Origin of the sequence: Mesorhizobium sp. dw_380 (genome assembly GCF_018588885.1) — a bacterium.
Taxonomy (GTDB): domain Bacteria; phylum Pseudomonadota; class Alphaproteobacteria; order Rhizobiales; family Rhizobiaceae; genus Mesorhizobium.
On record NZ_JAFFIW010000033.1, the window covers coordinates 1 to 16443 of the forward strand.

The 16443-nt window shown below is 60.6% G+C and carries 14 protein-coding genes; 8 read left to right on the forward strand and 6 right to left on the reverse strand.

The annotated features are described in order from the left end of the window. Window positions 1-283 precede the first annotated feature (283 nt). From JT360_RS24925 to JT360_RS24940, 4 genes are all read right to left on the reverse strand, one after another. Window positions 284-1186, reverse strand: a complete 903-nt coding sequence (locus JT360_RS24925; protein WP_214474897.1) for an alpha/beta fold hydrolase — start codon at window positions 1184-1186, stop codon at window positions 284-286. A 142-nt stretch (window positions 1187-1328) separates the two neighbouring features. After that, on the reverse strand, window positions 1329-2171 hold the full coding sequence (locus JT360_RS24930; RefSeq protein ID WP_214474899.1) for an alpha/beta hydrolase: 843 nt from the start codon (window positions 2169-2171) through the stop codon (window positions 1329-1331). A 48-nt stretch (window positions 2172-2219) separates the two neighbouring features. Then, the gene (locus JT360_RS24935; RefSeq protein ID WP_214474901.1) at window positions 2220-2828 is read right to left on the reverse strand and encodes a hydrolase; all 609 of its coding nucleotides are present in this window, start codon (window positions 2826-2828) and stop codon (window positions 2220-2222) included. Window positions 2829-2873: 45 nt separating this feature from the next. Beyond that, entirely contained in the window at window positions 2874-3788 is a 915-nt protein-coding gene (locus JT360_RS24940) for an alpha/beta fold hydrolase (protein WP_214474902.1), read from the reverse strand. 223 nt (window positions 3789-4011) lie between these two features. Between JT360_RS24940 and JT360_RS24945 the strand changes: the two genes are divergently transcribed. The 3 genes from JT360_RS24945 (at window position 4012) to JT360_RS34115 (ending at window position 7465) form a co-directional block, all read left to right on the forward strand. Next, a complete protein-coding gene (locus JT360_RS24945) occupies window positions 4012-5712 on the forward strand; it encodes a sensor histidine kinase (protein WP_214474903.1) in 1701 nt (566 codons plus the stop codon). A gap of 5 nt (window positions 5713-5717) precedes the next feature. After that, window positions 5718-6365 (forward strand): response regulator, encoded by a 648-nt coding sequence (locus tag JT360_RS24950; protein ID WP_214474904.1) that lies wholly within the window; start codon window positions 5718-5720, stop codon window positions 6363-6365. A 188-nt stretch (window positions 6366-6553) separates the two neighbouring features. Then, window positions 6554-7465 (forward strand): helix-turn-helix domain-containing protein, encoded by a 912-nt coding sequence (locus JT360_RS34115; RefSeq protein ID WP_214474905.1) that lies wholly within the window; start codon window positions 6554-6556, stop codon window positions 7463-7465. Window positions 7466-8075: 610 nt separating this feature from the next. Here JT360_RS34115 and JT360_RS24960 read toward each other — a convergent pair. Then, window positions 8076-9179, reverse strand: a complete 1104-nt coding sequence (locus JT360_RS24960) for a helix-turn-helix transcriptional regulator (RefSeq protein WP_214474907.1) — start codon at window positions 9177-9179, stop codon at window positions 8076-8078. Between the two features lie 119 nt (window positions 9180-9298). On the opposite strand from JT360_RS24960, the gene JT360_RS24965 reads away from it, so the two are divergent. After that, a complete protein-coding gene (locus JT360_RS24965; protein ID WP_214474908.1) occupies window positions 9299-10189 on the forward strand; it encodes a DUF1194 domain-containing protein in 891 nt (296 codons plus the stop codon). Window positions 10190-10607: 418 nt separating this feature from the next. Continuing rightward, window positions 10608-10883, forward strand: a complete 276-nt coding sequence (locus JT360_RS24970) for a hypothetical protein (protein WP_214474910.1) — start codon at window positions 10608-10610, stop codon at window positions 10881-10883. Window positions 10884-11119: 236 nt separating this feature from the next. Here JT360_RS24970 and JT360_RS24975 read toward each other — a convergent pair whose 3' ends face one another. Further along, window positions 11120-13996 carry an ATP-binding protein gene (locus JT360_RS24975; RefSeq protein ID WP_214474912.1) on the reverse strand — a complete coding sequence of 959 codons (2877 nt, stop codon included), beginning with the start codon at window positions 13994-13996 and terminating at the stop codon, window positions 11120-11122. A 357-nt stretch (window positions 13997-14353) separates the two neighbouring features. Here JT360_RS24975 and JT360_RS24980 point away from each other — a divergent pair, with 357 nt between their 5' ends. The 3 genes from JT360_RS24980 (at window position 14354) to JT360_RS24990 (ending at window position 16433) form a co-directional block, all read left to right on the forward strand. Then, on the forward strand, window positions 14354-14770 hold the full coding sequence (locus JT360_RS24980) for an organic hydroperoxide resistance protein (protein WP_214474913.1): 417 nt from the start codon (window positions 14354-14356) through the stop codon (window positions 14768-14770). Window positions 14771-14840: 70 nt separating this feature from the next. Further along, on the forward strand, window positions 14841-15896 hold the full coding sequence (locus JT360_RS24985) for an alpha/beta fold hydrolase (protein ID WP_214474981.1): 1056 nt from the start codon (window positions 14841-14843) through the stop codon (window positions 15894-15896). 87 nt (window positions 15897-15983) lie between these two features. Further along, window positions 15984-16433 (forward strand): cytochrome P460 family protein, encoded by a 450-nt coding sequence (locus JT360_RS24990; protein ID WP_250889064.1) that lies wholly within the window; start codon window positions 15984-15986, stop codon window positions 16431-16433. Window positions 16434-16443: the final 10 nt, after the last annotated feature.

Genomic DNA, 16443 nt, shown 5'->3' on the forward strand with positions numbered 1-16443 from the left:
GTTATCTTCCCTGCGGATCAGCCGCCGAAAGGCTTCAGCAGACACCTGTCTTGTTTTGTGGAACTCGGGCACAACTAGAGTTTGTCCTTTCCAGCTCACATCGACCCTGAAGATCGAAATCCACTCGCGCGGGAATGGTTCCTCAACGCGAAGAGCTGGCACAGTTCGGCCTAGCGCCCTCAGCCGGTCAGGGGATTGAGGCCGTGCACTGGCCGCCTTGTGGACGCGGCGGCAAAATTCCGCCGCGTCCTTATGTGAACGCGAACGCACCTCAAAGATCCGTTCAGCTCTTGATGAAAGCCAGCAAGTCGGGGTTGATGACGTCCGCATGCGTCGTCAGCATGCCGTGTGGGTAACCTTTATAGACCTTCAGAGTACCGTTCTTCAGAAGTTTGACCGACAGCTCGGCCGAGTCATCGATTGGCACGACCTGATCATCGTCGCCATGCATGACCAGCGTAGGCACGGTGATCTTCTTCAGATCCTCGGTCTGGTCAGTTTCCGAGAAGGCTTTGACGCCGTCATAGTGAGCCTTTGCGCTACCCATCATGCCCTGAAGCCACCAATGCTGAATCACGCCCGGATAGACTTTCGCGTTCGGCCGGTTGAAGCCATAGAATGGGCCTGAGGGAAAATCGAGAAACATCTGTGCCCGGTTATCTGCCAGCGCCTTGCGAATTCCGTCGAAGACTTCGATCGGCAGGCCGCCCGGATTCGATTCCGTCTTCAGCATCAGTGGCGGAATGGCACTGACGAGCACGGCCTTGGCAACGCGACCTTGCGGCTCGCCGAATTTGGCGACATAGCGCGCCACTTCACCGCCACCGGTGGAGTGCCCGATGTGAACGGCATTCTTCAAGTCGAGGTGAGCGGTCACCGCCGAGGCGTCTGCGGCGTAGTGGTCCATATCATGGCCACCGGAGACTTGGGCGGAACGCCCATGGCCGCGGCGGTCATGAGCAATCACGCGAAAACCCCGGTTGACGAAGAACAGCATTTGGGCGTCCCAGTCGTCCGAAGACAGCGGCCAGCCGTGATGGAACATGATCGGCTGGGCGTCTTTCGGACCCCAGTCCTTGTAGAAGATTTCGACGTCGTCTTTGGTTCTGACGAAGCTCTGGGTCATGTCGGAAATTCCTTTGCTGGTTGGGGTGGATTTTTCCGTCGCGATGGCTGGTACGGCCATCGCAATGGAAGCGGTCGCGCGCCGCGAGGCTTGCCTGGCGACGTCGTTGTTCCGAACTCCTGTTCACCGGGCGGTTAGGACGAAGCGGCGGTTTACCTCGGTCCAGGCGCCGATCGACGGCGCCCGGGATCGATCATCGGTTTCAAAGACGTTCGTCGATCCAACCTTTGATGTCGGCCATGACGACCTCCTTGTCCCTGTCATTGAGGAGATCATGGAAGTGGCCGTCATACAGCTTCAGCGTCCTGTCGGCGGAGCCGGCAGTTTCATAGAAGAGTTGGCTGCCGCTCGGCTTCGTCGCCTTGTCGGCCGTGCCGTGCAGAATGAGCACGGGCAGCGTCATTAGCGGGAACTCGTCCTTGAGCCTCTCATCGGCGCGAACCATCTCGGCAATCGTCTTGCTCGGCTGGGTTTCATGGGCGATGAGCGGATCGGCATTCATGGCCTCGACGATGGCCGGGTCGCGCGAAAAGTCCTCGTTCTTGAGATGCAGGACATGCGCGTGCGGTGCGATGTGGCTGAGCCCCTTGAGCACCGCAAGGGCGAAGTCGGGTGCCGGCACCTGGAACGCGAAGCTCTCGCAGATCAGCCCCGCGAGCCCGGCCTGGTTTTCCAGCGCGTAGAGGCAGGCGACCACACCGCCTGCGCTATGCCCCAGCAGGAACACCGGCAGGCCCGGCTCCCGCGCTTTGGCAATGTCGATGATGCCCGAGACATCGCTGACATATTCGGCGAAATTGTCGACATAGAAGCGCTCGCCATCCGACCCGCCGCGTCCGCGCAAGTCAACAGCATAGACGGCCAGACCGTCGCCTGTGAACTGCTCGGCCACCCAACCATAGTAGCCGCCGTGCGAATTGAAGCCGGGGACGATAACGACGACGCCGCTCGGCTTGGCGAATGGGCGCCATGACCGAAAGGCTATCTTCAAACCACCATCACCCTCGAAACGATCATTGACCGGGTTGAGGACTTCCTGGCTCAATTTCTTCTCCTGTCGAGCTGCCAAGCTGAGGCTTGCAGAGGTATCGGCTCAACGTCCTTCGACCGCGAAGACGATTTCCGCGAAGCCGGGAACTGTCTTTTCGCGGAGCCAGTCGCGCTGCAGCTCGCAGGCGAACTGAACCCAACTTACGGGCACCGCTCCCGCCTGCATGATGCGTTCGAGCCCTGCCTGGTGTGCCTCGACGGAAGTGCCGCCGACGGCATCGATCACGGCATAAACCTCGAAACCGTCGCGCAACGCATCGAGCGCGGGAAAAGCCAGACAGACCTCGGTCCAGAGGGCAGCCATGACGAGCTTCTGCCGACCGGTCGCCCTGACGGCGTCGGCAAAGTCCTGATCCTCCCATGCATTGATCGCCGTGCGGTCGATCGGTTCAACGGTCGGGAAAATGTCGCGCAGTTGGTGAATGAGGGACTGGTTGCGACCGGTGCTGACGTTCACCGTCGTCAACACGACCGGTACATCATAGAGTTTCGCCGTCTTCGCCAGCGCTACAATGTTGGCGACAAGGGTCCGCCGGTCCATTGACGCCACGGACGTTACCTGGACCGGTTGATAGTCAATGATCACGACCGCGCAGTTGCTGGGCGTCAGGAGATGGTCCTGGACCGGATTGCGCGTGGGTCGACTGGCCATGGGTCTCTCCTTTAGCTTACGGCACGCGGCCTGGTGGCCGGGCAGCTACTTGGCGAGAAAATCGGTGACGAGCTTCATTGTGGCGTCTGGATTCTCCTCCATGATCCAGTGCCCGGAGCCAGGTACGATCCCGGCGGTTACATTGGTTGCGACAAAGCGCAGAACATCAGCCTGACCCGTGCCGAAGGATTTTTCGGCACCTAGCGCCAGCACCGGCATGGCAACCTTGCCACCCTTGGCGAGAAATTCCTTGTTGTCGGTAGCATCCTGGTTGAACGCGGCGAACTGCTCGAAGGCATCGTGCATGGCATGGGGTCGGGCGTAGAGCTTCGAATAATGCTTGCGTGTCGCTTCATCGATGGCCTTGGGATTCGCCGACAGCTCATTCCAGAAGCGGTCGAGATAGATGCGCTCCCGGCCCGCCACCAATCGCTCCATATCGGGGCCACGGAAGTTGAAATGCCACAAGAGCGGCAAGCGGATGATGTTTTCCCAATCGCCGATACCAGGCAGCGGCGCATCGATGACGGCCCAGCGTGTGACGCGGTCGCGGTACTGGGCGACGAAGGCGTAGCCCACCATGTTGCCGATGTCGTGGGTGACGAGCTCGACCTTGTCAATTTTCAGCTGATCCAGGACGCCGGCAATGTCGACCGCCTGGTTTTTCTTGGTGTAGCCGGTATCCGGATGGGCCGAGAGCCCCATACCGCGCAGGTCAGGCACGATCACGGTATGGTCCTTCATCAACCTGGCGGCGAGCGGCGCCCACATGTCGCCGGTATCGCCAAAGCCATGCAGCAAGAGCACGGCAGGCCCCTTGCCACCAACGCGGACGTAAAGGCTAGTACCATTGGTCTCGATCGACCGCGCCTTGAATTCAGACGGAAACGGGACGACCCGAGCCGCCGCCGGCAAGGTAAGAACCATCAGGCCTAACGCAGCTATCACTATCTTGAGCATGTTGTTCTCCGGAAGCCTTGAGCATGTGGGCCGAGCCGTCTCGGCCCGACGGACGAGCTCGCCGCGAGAACAATAGGTCTCCGTGCTCCCGTTGAATTGCCTGAATCTGACCTGGATTGAAGGAAGCAGGCCTTTTCTTGCGCCGCCGCCGCCCGCGCACGATTTTTCGTTCCGAGCGAAACCAGGGGTGATAAGGCTGCTTTCACACGGTCAGGGAAGCGTCATGAATACGGGCAAGGGAATAGCTGACGACGCGGGCGCGAGGCTGAAACTAATCGAGCAAGAACTGGCTCGATCGAGGAGTGACCTCGATGCCGGCCGGAAGCTTTCGGCCCGGCTCACGGAAGAGAACGAAACACTTCGTATCTATGCGGACCGGCGGCAGTGGGAGGCGGGTTTTCGGCTCGCCACCGACACGACACCCGGATTGATCTGGTTCGGCGGTGCGGACGGTTCAGTCGAGTTTCTGAACACCCAGTGGTGCGCCTACACCGGGCTCACCATGGAAGAGGGGCTGGGCTGGAACTGGGTAAGCGTCATCCATCCGGACGACCTCCCCGGCCTGGCGGAACATTGGGGCGAGATCATCAAATCGGCACGCCCGGATGAGCATGAAGCGCGGATGCGCCGATCCGATGGCGCGTATCGATGGTTTTTGTTGCGCTGCGCACCACTGCTCGATGAGTCGGGCACGGTGATCCGGTGGTACGGCACGAACACGGACATCGAAGAGCGCAAGCGCGTCGAGCAGGCGCTCAGTGCTTCGGAAAATCTGTCGCGCGGCCAGGTCGCCGCACTCAAGAGCACGCTCGAGGCGCTGGCGATGGAGCCCGCCGCCGACAAGTTGGTGGAACACGTGCTGCGCATCATCACCGAGCAATTCGGTGCTCATAGCATCAGCGTCTGGAGACTTGATCCCGGGAGTGGAATGATAGGCATCGAGATGGCCTTCGAAGAGGGCCGGGTCGTAACCAGCGCCGATCCGCGGTTCGCCGGGATGGACAAGTGGCTGCCGATGGAAGAGCGCTGGCCCTGGCCGGAGGTCTTTCGTACGGGTAAGCCAAACCTCATCGAAGACATCCGCACCGTTCCAGCCTTTGCTCTGCGCGATCGTCTGCTGCCCATGGGCATCATCACTGTGTTGCTGGTGCCCATGTTCGTTGCTGGCCGTCTTGAAGGGGCGATCGGTCTTCGTTTCGCCGAGAAACGGATGTTTGGCACCGAGGGGATGGATCTTGCCCAGGCGCTGGCCAACCAGGTGATGCTGATGATCCAGTTCGCGCGCCTTTCTACTCAGACACGCGAAACGGCCGTGATCGCGGAACGCAATCGCATCGCTCGCGACATCCACGACACTCTTGCCCAAGGGCTTACAGGGGTGATCGTGCAGTTGGAAGCTGCCGAGGATGCAAACCAGCGGGGCCTTTCAAGGGAAGCCGGAGAGCATCTGGACCGCGCCCGTCGCCTGGCTCGCGAGAGTCTCAACGAAGCCCGGCGTTCCGTGCACGCACTTCGACCGCGGGTGTTGGATGATAGCAATCTCAGCGGAGCGCTGGCCGAGCTTTTCACGAAGATGACGGCAGGAACCAGCCTGAAAATGGAGTTCGCCGTACTTGGCGCACCGCGATCGCTGCCTCCGGATTCGGAAGAGAATCTGTTTCGTATCGGTCAGGAGATTCTGACCAACGCCTTGCGCCATGCACAGGCGAAACTCGTGACCGCCAAGCTGATTTTTTTGCCAGGAGAAGTCTGTCTTGACCTGCATGATGACGGACGCGGCTTTGATCCCTCGAGCAAGAATGATGGATACGGCTTGCGCGGAATCAGGGAGCGGGTCGAAAGAATAGGCGGTCAGCTCGTTGTTCAAAGCTCGCCCGCAAAGGGCACGGCCGTGCGCATCATATTGCCCTCGCAGGAGGCTTGAACGTCATGAGCATTGCGCCTGAAAAAACGCCAACCGCCAGGATCAAGGTTCTGATTGCCGACGACCACGTAACCGTGCGCGAAGGCTTGGCAGCAATCATCGGCCGTCAGTCGGACATGCTGGTCGTCGCGGAAGCCGCAACCGGACGCGATGCCGTCGATTTCTGGCGGCAGCAGCGTCCTGATATCGTGCTGCTCGACCTGCGTATGCCGGTTCTCGACGGTGTCGCGGCCATGGGCGAAATCCGACAGCAGGACCCTTCCGCGCGCATTGTCGTTTTGACCACCTTCGACACGGACCATGAGATTTCCCGCGCAGTCAAAGCCGGTGCTCGCGGCTACCTGCTGAAGGACGCTCAGCGGGAAGATCTGCTCGACTGCATCCGCAAGGTTCATGCCGGCGAGACCTGTATCCCGTCGCTGCTAGTGGCAAAGCTTGCGGCCGCCGTCAGCAGCGAAGAACTCAGCGGCCGCGAGATGCACGTGCTGACCCTGTTGGCGCAAGGCAAGGGCAACAAGGAGATCGGCCTCAACCTGCACATCAGCGAAACGACTGTGAAGTCGCATCTGCGCAGCATCTTCAACAAGCTCAATGTTCTAAGCCGGACCGAAGCGATTGCCGTCGCCAGCCGGCGGGGTCTGGTTCAACTTTAGCAGGTCACGGGGCTCGATCACCTCTGTCGACGTCCCGGCCTCGCTTGCTGTCCTGGTTCGAAAGTATGAGCCGACGCCGGCCCATTGGAAGGACCGGAAATTCCATCGCCTCACCAATTTCGCGAGACCTCCGCGAAGCGCATCATATCGGCGTTGCAGGAGCGACGTGCTGCCGCGAGGGACAACCGGTGACCAGTCAAACGACCGATCGTTTGGGCGAGCAGACGCCGGGCTTCATGGCAGCCGCCGAGAAAACGGCTTCGCATAGACAGATGCGATGCTTGACCGGCATTCGTGTCGAGGTCGCCCACTTGCATGGTCCGCGCCCGCATCCGGAGGACCTCCGGTCAAAACGGCCGCGCCTGACCGCGATTCTGGAGCAGGTCGGCGGCCGCGCGGAAATGCTGTTGACGCCGCACAGCCCCGCACAGTCCATGCCAACCTCGGCGGAAGGGACCGTCAGACATCTGACGTTCGTCCCAGCCGGCATCCCTCTCTGGCAGTTTGCCCGACGGTCCCACTACATCCGGCGACTGGTCATTGATTTTGATCTCCCTGAGCTGGCGGAATGTTTCGGTGAAGCGCTCGAATTTACATCCCGTCTCGCGCCGCGCGTGATGTTCCAGGACAACCGCCTCCTGGCTCTCGTCGAATTGCTGGCGGATGCCTGCGTTGGCACCCACCCGGATGATCGCTTCTATGGCGATAGCCTTGCCCTGGCGATATCCCACAATCTGTTTGGCTTAAGGAGGCAAGAGGAGAAAAGGGGTGGACTTGCCCCCGCACAGCTCCGGCGCGTGACGGTGCTGATGGAGCAGAGCCTGCCCAAAGCCGTTTTTCTAAAGGACCTGGCCGATATGGTCGGGCTTTCCGAGGCCTATTTTGCCCGTGCTTTCAAGGCCTCTACGGGGGTGTCGCCGCACCGCTGGTATCTTGCCGCGAAGATACGAAAGGCACAAAAAGCACTCCTTGAAACAAGCGACACACTGGCCGAAGTAGCACTTGCCACCGGATTTGCCGATCAGAGCCATTTTACGCGTGCCTTCAGGACGATCACTGGATTCTCGCCCGGCGCTTGGCGCAGGAATCATTCGGCATAAAGATCCGATTTGCCGCCGCTTAAAGATGCTCACGGCTTGCTTGACCGAAAGATCGGCCTATGAACCTGCATGATATCTGCCCGCGACGCTTATGAACTGCCGTCGCGTCCCTGTGTTTGGCTCCATGCGGTGCCCGTCTGCCTATGCGCAACCGGCCTCCGGCGTAGTCGCAGACGATGTCTCCTTTCAGGAAGCAGCAAAGCCGATCCCTACGGGCTGGCATTGGGCGCGAAGCTGCCGTTCGCATCGTGGAAAACATTTCGTCGGCTACGGGTCGCGTCACGACGATACTCGCACCGATCTTAAGGTCCGCAATTGAAGATCCGTGACCCGAAACTGCCAATCCGCTGTCGGCCCTAGGCTGCCGAGCAGCAATGCGCCTGATCTCGGCAGTCAATCTCCATCGTCAGGACTTGAGCCGCAGGCGTCATTCGTGAGTCGGAATTTCATGTGCGGTCTTCACCCGACAGCCGGCCGAAGGCTGAGCCACGCGTTACTCAACACATGCGCCAAATGTGGAAGATGGATTATGCCCGCCACCTGTTAATCGAGCGTTCTGCTCGCCCAGGGCCGGGCCGTCCAGTCGCCGATACGCTCTACCAATCGGTCATCATGCGTGCAGTCGAAGACGGGTGACAAGCGTGGCGAGTTCCGCCTGACGGCATGTGTTGGTCTTGGCGAATACCGCTTTGAGCTGAGTGCGCGCGGTTTCGCGGCTGACGCCGAGTGCAGTTGCCGCCGCATTGATACCATCGCCCAACGCAAGGCGAGCGGCCAGCCTGGCCTCGGCTGCCGTCAAGCCAAATGCAGCGCGCAAGCGCAGTGCATTCGGGCGCGCCAGAGACCGCAGGTCAGTCAGCAGGAGGACGGCGCAGCCGGCGGTGAACAGATCACACCCGAGCGCGCTCAACGGCATCACCTCCGCCAGAAGCCAAGGCCTTTCGCCGCGGCTGATGATCACCGGTTCGGCCGGAGGCGTTCCGTCGAGCCGGCTGTGCAAACCGCGTGAGAGTAGCCGCCGCATCCGGTCGTTGCTGCAGGGGTCATCGGTCGCCGGGCGACCTCTCACAAGGTAGAACTCCTGACCAACAAGCTTCTGTGCCGAAAGGTTAAGGTGCTTTGCGCGTCCCTCTTCGTCGAGCAGAATGGCCGCGCAGCTTGCTCGTTCAAGGGACGCGAGTTCCGACGCCTGCTGGAAGGCTGCGAACCGCTTGGCGAGCCTTACGATCCTGCCAAGGTGCGGACCAACTGCCGCGAAACAGTGGGTTTCCTCGGGAAAGAACCTGCCACGGCGCGCGCCACGATAAAGCGGCAGGCTCCAGCGATGTTCATCCACCATGAAGGGCGTTGACGCATACCAATCCCGTGCTCCGGGATGGGCAATCTCCTGGTAGTAGGGCAGCGTCCTGCGCTCCTCCTCCGTTGAGATCTGATCTTCGATGAGCGTCGTATAGCCTGCTCGGCGGAATGCGGGCGCTCTCTTAACGTGCGGGTCCGGAGCATCGCCTTCATTGCGCAGCCACAATTCGTGGAATTCGGCGTGTTCCGTGGAGATGGGCATCTTGGGCGGCACCTCTTCGTCGTCTGAGAAAAAGGTGCAGCTTTCGGCGCCTAACGACTCTGCAAGCAATTGCAAGGCGCGTGGCCACTCGGCCGGCGCCAGGACCGCATCGTAACAGGCCTCGATGGCTCGCTCAGTTCTTTCCACAAGCATCGACCAACTCCGTGGTCGGAAAGGCAAGCTTCAGTAGCATGTTGTGCCTCGGAGAAACAGCGCTGGATGCTGGCTCACACTACCAGCAAAAGCGCAGGCCCGGTTCACCCTTACGGGTGATGCGAGACAAAGTCGCCGGCAGCATCCTCTCGTTCGACCAACCGGAAAGACGCGCTGATATGATGTCCTTCGTTCCACCCTTCGCTGGACAAGAAGAATCCCGACGGGCACGAGGCGGGCTATTTGCCCTCGCGGTGAGCCTGACAACGTCGCTGTCGGCCACAGCGGCGCAGGTTCCCTCGGTGGATCTCGAGCTGGTTCTTTGCGTCGATGTATCGTCTTCAATGAGCGAGGCGGAACAACGGCTGCAGCGGGAAGGATATGTCAACGCACTGCACGATTCCGCGGTGTTGCAGTCCATCGAATCCGGCCGGCGTGGCAGAATTGCCATAGCCTATGTCGAGTGGGCGGGTCCAACTCACCAGAGTGTGCTGATACCATGGACCGTTCTCGATGAGCCCGAAGATGCGGCCGCCTTCGGCGAGGTGCTGCGGGCTCAGCCGATCGTCAGAGGACGCGGCACCTCAATCTCAGGGGCGATCCTGGCGGCGGGCAAGCTACTGGCCGAGGGGCCGGCAAGCGACCGCCGGGTAATCGATGTCTCTGGCGATGGACCCAACAATGCCGGTCTGCCCCTTCAACCCGTACGTGACGCATTCATTGCCGCCGGTGTGACCATCAACGGACTGGCGATCTCGCTGCACGCAGCCGACACGCTGGATAGCTTTGGTCCGCGCTATGTCGAGCTGTATTATGAGAGCTGCGTCATCGGCGGTTCCGACGCTTTCATCGTCAGGGTCGACAGCACAGCCGAGTTTGCAAAGGCAATTCGGAAGAAACTCGTGAATGAAATAGCAGGTCTGTCCGCTGGTATGCAGCCTGCGGCCCATCAGATCCGCTCACGACCTGACGTCGATTGCGTCACGATCGGAGTAGCCCCTGGACGATAGGGCTGCGGCGGGCGGACCTCGCATAGTCCGATAGCGGAAGGTCCGCAATGCGCCCAACAACGGTCATACAAGCTAACTTCATCGTCTCCCAAAAGCGGACAACTACTTGAGCGCCGCATTTGAACATGGTTCAGGCTGGCGGCAACGGGCGATATTCCGATTGAATCCCGCCTGCCATTGGTCATAGGACCTCCATGCCATTGAAAGATCCGAAAGGATCCGTGTTCCACAACGTTGCGCCGGTATGGAGGTCCTCCGCTAACAACTCCTAACGGTCCCATACACCCCACAACAAGCCATCTCCTATGACACCTGCTTTGATGATCGAGTAGCGCTGCAGTCGCGGCGCCAGCATCAGAAGCTAACGATTTGTGCGACCGTGGAATACAGGCTCGCCTACCTTTGAAGGGGATCTGTCATGAACGTCAAAGCTCTTTGTCTTGGCGCCTTCGCTCTTTCGATCGCCGGAAATGCATCATTTGCCGGCGCACTTGATGCGATCGACAACCTGCAGCCATTCTACACCGACAGCAGCATGAAAACGTTGCGGCCGATGCCGGAATTTAAGGCCGCGTTTATGGCTACTCCGGTACACACACGAGACATGATGATGAGAGAGTGCCAAGACGCTGCTCAGAGCAAGCCATACGCCGAATTCTGTGCCACCGTGAACGCACTGGCTGGAATGAAATAGAAGTCGAGCTGTTTCTGCTTGGCGCCGCATGCTGGCCCGGGGGTCAACTTTGGCACCCACCAGGGCCGCGGCCAGCAGCGGCCACAAAAACTTCTGCGTGAGAACTACTCCGCATTGTGCATTGGCGCTATCCCTGCTGACGCTTCACGTGTGGGAGCATAAGCGAACGCCGCTCGTTCGCGGAATTCGGCGGGCTGAGCCGCGCTCTCGGTGGCCGGTTGTACAGCCAAAGCCATCTAGTTCGGCGTTGCCAGCATGTAAGCGGCTAACTGCAGATCTGCTGTCTCCAACCCCTCCCCAAATTGCGCGAAAATAGGCCGGAGAAGTGCTCGGGCGTCATCGTGTCGTCCCCGAGCGGACAGCAGGGAAGCAAGATCGACTGCCGTCCGCAACTCCCATGCTCGCGCGCCCTGACGATCGCTGAGCTCCAAAGACCGCCGAAAACAAAGTTCCGCTCCTTCGTCGGCGCCAAGTTGTGCGGTCGCGAGAACGAGATTGCCCTTTACGCGCAGCAATTCCGGCATATAGCAAAGATCGCCGTTTGCCTCGACCTGCTGGATCGTCTCCTCGGTCAGTGAAAGCGCTTCCACGAACCGGCCTGTCGCGGAGAGGCCCTGAACGAACGAGATGTTGAGCGGCGTGGTAAGAAGTTCGTAGGGGGCGGCGTGAAGCTCGGCAAGGCAGGATCGAAGGCTTTCGACACCGCTGCCTGCATCGCCTTGACGAATGGCGAGTTCGCCTTTGAAGGCGCGAGCCAGGGCAAGATAAGGTCCGAGCGCATGAGACTCGGCACGGGTGAAAAGTCGATCGATATACGCCTCCGCACCCTTTAGGTCACCGACCCAGAGCAGTACGGAAATCGCCCAGATAAGTGCAATGGAGAGTGTCAGGGGATGGTTTAGGCCTTCCGCTTCCTCGACTGTCAGCTGCGCGCGCGATACGGCCCGATCCGGATGGCCTTGCAACCAGAGCGTCCTTGCCAAAATTGACCCGGCCAGAATCCTTCCGTCGAAGCCGAGATAGTTCGTCGTGGTCCGGTCGGAGCGCGGCCCGTATCGCAGCGCCGCTTCGAGCGCGGTCTGCGCACGCCCGAGCTCCCCGCAGAGATGAAGTGAGATCCCCATCAGAGCGTGCGCCAAAGTGGCGGAAACAGTGTCCTCAAGGGTTCCGGCGATAACGGAACAGCGATCCGCATGGTGCAGCGCAGCCCTGAACTCTCCCCTGCGCAGATAGAATTGCTGCAACGGGCCGAGAATCTGAAGCTGATCGCGCGCGTCGCCACGCTGGTCTGCAATGGCAAGGCTTCTGTTCAAGGCCACACCCGCCGCGTCTTTTCCGCCACGGGTGTACATCAGGGACACCCCCAAGGCGGCCTGTAAACGCATCTCGTCCGATCCGCCGCCGGTAGCGTCATCGAGGGCAAGAACCGCCCGCGCCGTCCAGCGATGACATTCGGTGAGCAAAGACATCGATAGAAAAACAGGAGCCGCCCCTGTGGCCAGGCGGATGCCGACTTCAGTGTTTCCGCCAGGCCCGAAGCACCAGTCCAGAGCCGCTCGCACATTGGCCAGGCCCGCGAGGTGAAGCGACCGTTGCGCGGCGCTCGACAAGCTAGGCCACTCTCCTCCCGTTTCCTCCAGCCAGCGCAGGTAGTGGGTCGCGTGACGTTCTGCCAAGCCCCCGAGCTCGGCATCGTCGACGTCGAGGTGAAGGGCGTAAGTCCGCGTCGTGTCGAGCAGCCGGTAACGCATGCTTGCTCCCGCAGGCCTTGCCGCCACCATCGACTTGGCAACAAGACTATCGACGGCCCCAAACACCAGAGCCTCGTCGACGGTTGCGCTCGTCCCGACTTCCAGAGCGGCCTCAATCGAAAAATGGCTGACGAAGACCGCGAGCCGACGAAGCAGATGGCGTTCGAAATCGGATAGCAGCCCGTAGCTCCAGTCCAAAGTGGCCTGGAGGGTCTTCTGCCGCGGCGGCGCGCTACGTTGCCCCGACCACAACAGCGTCAGCCGTTGGTCGAGAAGTTCCGCGGTTTTCTGCAGGCCGAAACTCGAAACCCGTCCAGCCGCTAGTTCGATCGCGAGCGGCACGCCGTCGAGCTTGCGGCAGATGCCAGCCACGGTGGCGGCATCCGTACCTTGGAGGTCGAGCCAAGCACCGCTAGCCGCTGCGCGTTCCAGGAACAGCTGGGTGGCAGGGAAGCTATGCGCCATGGAAGCGGTGAGTTCCAGATTGTCAGGCGCGCACGCGAGCGGCTCCAGCTTGTAGACGTACTCGCCTTCGACCTGAAGAGGCTCGCGGCTCGTTGCCAGCAGGTGAGCTTGCGGTGCAGAAGCGAAGATGCGGGCCGCCAGGTCTGCCGCGGCGTCGATGACATGCTCGCAGGTGTCGAAGATCAGAAGGATTCGCTTGTCCGCAAGATAGGCGACCAGACCGGACGCCGCGTCGTCGGATTGAAGTGATAGTCCCAGCATCGACGCTACGGTCGGCGCAACCAGCCTAGGATCGCTCAGCGCCCCGAGGTCGACGAAATGCACAGCACCCGCGAATGCCTCGACTAGATCATGGCCTACCGCCACGGCAACAGTGGTCTTGCCAACACCGCCAGTGCCAACGATCGTGACGAAACGCGCGCCGGCCAGTTGAGTCGAAAGTGCGGCGGTGTCATCCGTCCGGCCGACCATCCGGATCAGGCGGCTTGGCAGATTGGCCTGCGGATAGCTGGCAACGACCTCCCTTTGAACATGGTCTTGGCTATTCGATCGCGAGACCGGTGCTACAAAGCAGTAGCCCCGCCCCGTCAGGGTGGTGATATAGCGCGCGCCGTCCTTGCCGTCGCCCAACGCCTTCCTGAGATTGGCGACGTGAAACCGCAAACTGCCTTCCTCGACGGAAACGTCGGGCCAGACTTGAGCCAGCAGTTCCTTCTTGCTGACGATTTCGTTGGGACGCGTAGCCAAGGTTGCCAGGATATCGAATGAGCGCGTGCCGAGGCCGACTGGCATGCCTTGCCGCAGCAGGAGCCTTTCGCTCGCCGCCAGCGTGAAGGGACCAAACGATATCCTGTCGTTCGTCCGCGCGGCTGGGGATATCACGGCGTCGTTCTTCATTGCATCTTGCCTGATGGCTGGGGCAGGTCCTGGTTCGAAGTCAAAGACCCGTGTCCACTCCCCGAGAGGCGACTTTGAGGCAGGAGCGCGCGGCCCAGTTCCCATACGTGCGGCAACTGGCGAGCGCTAACACTCCATCATAGTCCATAACGGGTCCCTTGGACGATCCTCCTTTATGTTTCGAAGCAGCAAGAATTTCTGCTGACCGGCCATAGGAGAATGATCATGCCTGAATTGCCATCCACGCTCATGCGGGCGCGGGCCATTTCAGCCTGCTTTCGCACTCGCTGACAGCGACGCTTCGCGCCCATTTCCCACCGATTTTCCCAGTGCTTTTTTGTAAGGAACACAGAGATCATGACCCAATCTGGAAAGCTCCTATACACCGCCAAGGTCCATACCACGGGAGGCAGGGATGGCATGTCGCGCAGTTCCGACGGTCGACTTGACATCAGGCTTTCCACGCCCGGCGGTCCTGGCGGCGGCACCAATCCGGAGCAACTGCTTGCGGCCGGCTGGTCGGCCTGTTTCGAGGGTGCGATGGCAATCGCCGCCCGCAAAATGAACATCATTCTGCCGCCCGGGGTGGCGATCGATGCTGAAGTGAAGCTGAACATCGCCGACGGCGCGTTCTTTCTCAGCGCACGCCTCAATGTGAGTGTGCCGGGGCTTGAGCGCGACGTTGCCCTGGCCGTTGTGGAAGCCGCACATCAGACCTGCCCCTACTCCAACGCCACGCGCGGGAACATCGAAGCCGCAATCAACCTAATCTAGCCAATCGATCACATTGGTCGATCAGGCGGAGCCACTCTCGGCAAAATGCCATCACAACAAGGCTACACCAATGAACACGATCAAAACCCTGGAAAAAATCGACCATCATCGTCGCCGCTTTTTCGGCGTCGCTGCCGTGACGGTCGCCGCAGCGCAGCTTGGCGCGATCGGTATTGCAGGAGCGCAAGGCGGCGGGACGGAAACGCCCCGCACGGCAAAGTCCAGAACCTCTTTCTCCTCAATGAAGCAGATCGACGCGGATCTGCTGAGCGTCGGATATGCAGAGGACGGTCCTGCGGATGGTCCCCCGGTCATCCTTCTGCACGGATGGCCCTACGACATTTACAGCTATGTCGATGTCGCGCCGCTGCTTGCAGATGCAGGGTACCGGGTGATCGTGCCATATCTGCGCGGCTACGGCGCGACGCGGTTCCTGTCGGCCGCAACGCCAAGGAATGGCCAGCAGGCGGCGATTGCTTCCGATGTCGTTGCCTTCATGAAGGCGCTGAACATCCACAAAGCGGTGATCGCCGGCTACGACTGGGGCGGGCGGACGGCCAACATTATCGCCGCGCTCTGGCCTGAGCGCTGCAAGGCCATGGTGTCAGTTAGCGGTTATCTCATCGGCAGTCAGGCGTTGAACCAGGCACCGCTGCCGCCGAAGGCCGAATTGCAATGGTGGTATCAATATTACTTCGCCACTGAACGGGGGCGAGCGGGTTACGAGAAATACACCCGGGACTTCGCCCGCCTTATCTGGGAACTTGCCTCGCCGAAATGGGCCTTCGACGACGCCACCTTCGAACGCTCCGCTGCGGCATTCGACAATCCCGATCACGTCGCCATCTCGATTCACAACTATCGCTGGCGGCTCGGTTTGGCGCCGGGCGAGCAAAAATATGATGCTCTGGAAAAGAAGCTGGCGGGGTTTCCAGTGATAGGCATGCCGACGATTACGATGGAAGGTGACGCAAACGGTGCGCCGCATCCCGATCCGGCAAATTACGCCAAGAAGTTCTCCGGCAAATACGAACACAGACTGATCTCGGGCGGCATCGGCCACAATCTGCCGCAAGAGGCCCCGCAGGCCTTTGCCCAGGCGGTCATTGACGTCGACAAGCTCTGACGGGCTATCAAACGGAGCCTTCCGATGAAACCTCTCCACCTTCTGCCGTGTGTGGGCGCGATCATTGCGTTATCGGTGTTCACAGCGATGGCCGGAGCAGATGGCAATGCGAAACTGCGGGCCGCGTCGCCGATTTATGGTGTCACGATCCCTGAGGGATATCGGCAATGGGAACTGATCGCGCCGGCAGAGGAAGCAGCACCCCTGAACGAGCTTAGAGCGGTCCTTGGCAACGCCGCGGCGATCAAGGCATACCGCCAGGGAACGCTGCCGTTCCCTGATGGGACTGTCCTCGTAAAGCTCGCTTGGAAACACGTTCAATCGCCCGAATTCGAATCCGCCTCCGTTCCCGGCGCGGCGACGACGGTTCAGGTCATGGTCAAGGACTCGAAGAAATACGCCGCCACCGGCGGATGGGGATTCGGGAGATTTGTCGACGGCAAACCGGCCGATGAGGCCCAGCATCAGACCTGCTTTGCCTGTCATGAGGCGGGCGTCCGGGGGCATGACTACGTCTTCACGCGCTACGCACCCTGACGGTTCATTG